Annotated in this window: 1 protein-coding gene and 1 pseudogene; both read left to right on the top strand. The window is 70.1% G+C overall.

The window, feature by feature from the left end:
* Positions 1-243: 243 nt before the first annotated feature.
* Positions 244-1,710 carry a purple acid phosphatase family protein gene (locus tag AC08OV_RS05895; RefSeq protein WP_476613980.1) on the top strand — a complete coding sequence of 489 codons (1,467 nt, stop codon included), beginning with the start codon at positions 244-246 and terminating at the stop codon, positions 1,708-1,710.
* Positions 1,711-2,664: 954 nt separating this feature from the next.
* Positions 2,665-4,628 (top strand): annotated as a pseudogene (locus AC08OV_RS05890) (hypothetical protein); the annotation flags it as partial.

Raw genomic sequence — 4,628 nt, 5'->3', positions numbered from 1 at the left:
GGCCGCGTATCCGGGCTGGTCGCTCCAGAGCTGGAACACGTTCGTTCTCTCACACATCGCTCGGTCACACCGCTCAGTCGGCGACCGGTAACGGAATATGGGAAAATGTCAGCCACCGGATAACCACCTTGCCAGCCGGGGCACCTGGCGAGATCGGGTCCGGTTGCCGGCACAGCACAGGCACAACTTCATCGCCCCGAGGATGGTTCGGACTGCTGGTTCGGCGAACGGAGAGCTCCGCTGGTGACTGGTAGTCCCGACGTCGCGCTTGGCGTTCACCTGACCTTCGGCTCTGATCCCGCCACGTCCATGGTCGTCTCGTGGCTGACCCGAACTGCCGTCCCACGGCCCCAGGTACGGTTCGGCCCGGCGGATGGCGGGTCTACCGACTCGGTGACCGCGCTCACCCGTTCCTACACGGACGCCCTGACGAACGAGGTGGTCTTCGCCCACCATGCGCACCTGTCCGGCCTCCTGCCGGCTACCGGCTACCGCTATGACGTGGGTCATGACGGGCGCTGGGGCCTGGCCCACGGGTCGTTCCGCACGGCTCCACGGCACCGGGCCGCCTTCAGCTTCACCTGCTTCGGCGACCAGGGCACCGACGAGCCGCATGACCCGTACGGCTCGGCCGCGTCACGCCACGTGGTGGCCGGGGTGGAACGCCTCGCGCCGCTGTTCAACCTCGCGAACGGCGACCTGTCGTACGCCAACCAGCGCACAGATCCGGTTCGCGCCTGGTTCGACTGGTTCACGATGATCAGCTCCTCCGCCCGGTTCCGGCCGTGGATGCCCTGCAACGGCAACCATGAGACCGAGCGGGGCAACGGAGCGCTGGGGCTAGCCGCCTACCAGGCCTACTTCGCCCTTCCCCAGCACGACGAGGAGGCCTACCTCGCCGGGCTCTGGTACGCGTTCACCGTCGGCGGCGTGCGGTTCGTCATGCTCAGCGCCGCCGACGTCTGCTATCAGGACAGCGGGCGGGTCTACCTCCATGGGTACACCGCCGGCCGGCAGACCTCCTGGTTGGAGCGGACCCTCAAACAGGCCCGCGCCGATCCCGGCATCGACTGGATCGTCGTCGGCATGCACCACGCCGCGGTATCGACCGCGGCGGAGCACAACGGCGCCGACCTCGGTATCCGGGAGGAATGGCTGCCGTTGTTCGACACCTACGAGGTGGATCTGGTGCTCTGCGGCCACGAGCACCACTACGAGCGCACTCATCCGCTGCGCGGGGTCGTGCCGGACAGCGCGACCCGGACTCCCCGCCCGGTCCCCGATGCGACGACGCCCGCCCGGAAGACCGCTGACGGAGCGGGCGCCGCGGCTGTCGGCGGGGCCGGTGACCTGCTCGACACCTCGGCGGGCACCGTCCACCTGCTCGTGGGGACCGGAGGATCATCGTCGCCGTCCGCGCACGCACTGTTCGATCCACCCGCCTGCTGGGTCATCGTCGGCGTGCACGAACAGGATCCCGGCGGGTGGCATCGCCGATCGGCCCGGGCGAGGGAGGAGGCGCCCTGGCTCGCCTTCCGGGCACCGGAGCATCCATACGCCTTCGCGGCTTTCGAGGTGGATCCAGGTGAACCGGGCGGCTCGACGAGCATCCGGGTGACCGTGTACGACTCCAGTGCACCGACGCCGGTCCCGTTCGACCGGTTCACCCTCGTCCGGCCACGCGCCGACGCGGCCGTGCCCACCACCTGACCGGCCACCCGACCGAGAAGCCGTCGGACGGTACGAAGCGGGCCGGTTCTGATCGCCCTTCCAGCGAGATGTATGTGTGTCCCCGAGGTGTTCTCCCCCGCACTACCGGGAGCTCAGGAATCGCGCCACGGCCATGACAACCTCGATCTCGGCCGAAGACCGTTCACCGATCGCATCGTGTGACGGTATTCAACGTCAGATCCGCCTCCCCCGGATAGCGTCACTCGCCGTGAGATCCGTCGGATTATTGGCGCCGGAACCACCGCCCCCGCACCGATCAGCTCGATGGATCCCACCAATTCCGCGAACAAACCGCGCCCTGCGGCGGCGGGCACATCCGGGGCGATGAACAAGCCGAATAACATCACGTCAACACCTTGTCTACAACAGCGACCCACCATGCGACAAAAGGACGACCGCGGAAGTTCCCCGCGCACACATATACCGGCGGTACGGCAGCGGGCACTACAGAACTTCGTCGGGGGTACGACTTGGGCCCGGTTGCGATCCTTCCTCGGGCGGGAGCGACGGCACACCCCGCGGAAGGATCGCAACCGACGGGCCGACAGCGATCGCAAGGCCGATTTTTCAGGACTCCTCTGGACGTCTACCGGGCGCCAGGAATATTTTTCCGCCAGCACGCCATAATTCACCGGGACAGCACGATCAATGCCCGGCTGAGGGACCGCCGTCTGGGGGGCGAGCATTGGCTGAGAAGCAGCGAGCGGCCAGGGGGCTCCTGTCCTCATGCCCACCCGCTAGGACCAGGACTTTCGTGCGGGACCAACATTACGCGGCCCGGCATTACGGCCCCCGGAAGGAAGTATCACCGGCGGGTGCGAGCGGATTTGAAGACACCCGGGAAGGCGTCGCCGCCGGATCCGTCGTCCTCGGCGCTTGTCGCGGCTGGCGTGTTCAGCGACGCCGTCGGGCCCGGCGGAACGGGTGTCTACCGTGATCGATCACCTGGGGACGCCGAGGGCACGGTCCGGCTGGGCAGCGGAGGCGACGCGGCTCGACCAGATGATCTATTCCTGGTCGCGCCGGAGCAGGACGGGCGGCGAGAGTCACCTCCCGGCGGCAAGCTCCCTGGGCTCCACGGTGACCAGGTCCTGGAGCGGGCTTCTCGCCGGCGAGGTCGAGCTCGACGAGAGCCGGGTCCCCCACCCACCGTCGGCGCTCACCTACATCATCCGGTCTCCGGATCATCCCGAGACGCCGGACCATCTCACGGCGAGGGATCCGCGCCGCATCCCGGAAGCGGCGCTCGTGCACCGAATCCGGATCCCGGAACGCGGCGGCGAGAGCCGGGCCCGGCTGCGTGCCCACATCCTGATCGGCCGGGCGGACTATCTGACCGAACGGGTGGGGCTCGCGTTGTACGCGGCGGGTGGGATCGTGGTGGGTAGCTCCCGCGCCGTCCCGCGGCTGGCTCCCCTGCACCTGCGCGACCTCACCGCACGCCGACGGACGGGCGAGCGGGCCCTGCGCCAGTCGGCGCGCGCGGGGGTGCGGCGCGATCGGCTCGTCACGCTCATCGCGGCGGTACTGGCATGGTCGCGGGCCGAGCGTCCCTTCGTGGTGGCCCACACCGGTTCGGATGAGGCGCTCACGCTGATGTGGGCCCTGGTGGAGATCCTCGAAGGTGTTCTGCCCTACCGGCTGACCTTCTCCACGCATGCGACCGCCGTCCCCTCGGGCGCCGTCCCCTCGGGCGCGCGGCACACCGACGAGCCGGGCCCGCGGTTCCTGTTCGTCCCGTTCGAACCGGAGTGTGCCGGCAACGGGGAGCCCGCCGCGATCCACGTGGATCCGCGGGGCGGGCCGGACGCTCCACCGATCATGGCCACCGCCGCCCGGCTGCTCGTGGACCTTTACGGCCGCGGTGGGATGCGGGGAATCGGCGACCTGCTGGCCCTGGTCGGTGACGAGATGTTCGATCCGGGCCGGCCGGAACCCTGGTGCCGGCGGGTGGTGGAGAACGGGGTCGGGAGGACCGCCGCGCCGCCGCCCGGCGGCGACCTGGCCGCCCTCGCGGATACCGCGGGTGCTCCGCGTACGGGCGTCCCGGGTACCGCGAGTGGTTCGGGTACCGCGAGTGGTTCGGGTACCGCGAGTGGTTCGGGTACGTCGGGTCCCCCGGATCCGGCACCCCTCTCGACCACGACCGATGCCGTCGGCCTGGGACGCTCGACGGCCCCGGCAACGCCGGGCGCTCCGGCCCCGGCAGCGACGGCAGGCGCCGGAGCGCTCGCCGTCCGCGAACACCTCCGCGAACGGTACGAACGCCTGCGGGCTTCGAACTGGTCAAGCTCCGCCGAACAGGGCACGGCCGCGGACCCCGTGCGCCGTCTTTTCACCGCCATCATCGAACCGGTCGGTCTGCCGGCGGACCTGGCGAGTGCGGAGCGGCTACGCGGTCAGCTGCGCCGGGTCGCGGGGCTGCTGGCCGGCCCCGTCGCCGGCCCGGGCGGCGGGCTCGTGCCAGCGGCCCGGGCAGCGGACCCCGGGCCCCGGGAACGGTTACACAAGGAGATCGTCGGCGTCATTCTGGGCCGGCTGCGGGAGGAGGAGCCGCCTAGCCGGATGATCGACGAAATCTCCAACGCGGTCGCCGAGGAGCAGCGCCAAGTCGAAGGAACGATCTCCGCCCTCGCGGACGAACTCGCCGCATTGCGGGTTCCTTCGCCCGCACAGATCCGCGACGAGCCACTGCAGCGGGAAGGACCACTGCACCGCGACGAGCCACTGCGCCAGGCAGTTCCACTGCTCGCGGCCGCCCTGGAGTCGATCTTCTCGGGATATCGGATGACCTCCGCGCGCGACAACGCGATCCGGCTGGCCACGGAGACCGCCGAGGCGCTGCGCGCCGCCCGGCCGGACCACCTGTCGGCGTCGCCTACCGGTACTTCCCGACC

The organism is Frankia sp. CeTa3Moorea (assembly GCF_978021225.1).
Note: the sequence above shows the minus strand (reverse complement) of the source record. Positions and strands in the feature narration are given on the sequence as shown.